Annotated in this window: 1 rRNA gene; it reads left to right on the top strand. The window is 50.9% G+C overall.

The features are described from left to right. Positions 1 to 293 (top strand): 23S ribosomal RNA (locus tag AB8E63_RS08675); the annotation flags it as partial.

A 293-nucleotide genomic window follows, 5' to 3' on the forward strand; every position in this document is an offset into this window, starting at 1 on the left:
GCACGGTGGATGCCTTGGCACTAGGAGCCGAAGAAGGACGTGACAAACGACGATATGCCTTGGGTAGCTGTAAGTAAGCGATGATCCAGGGATTTCCGAATGGGGGAACCCAACAGGTACTACCTGTTACCCATATCTGTTAAGGATATGAGGAGGAAGACGCAGTGAACTGAAACATCTAAGTAGCTGCAGGAAGAGAAAGCAAAAGCGATTGCCTTAGTAGCGGCGAGCGAAACGGCAGGAGGGCAAACCGAAGAGTTTACTCTTCGGGGTTGTAGGACTGCAATGTGGAC

The sequence above is a fragment of the Streptococcus sp. oral taxon 061 genome (assembly GCF_964211575.1).
GTDB lineage: Bacteria > Bacillota > Bacilli > Lactobacillales > Streptococcaceae > Streptococcus.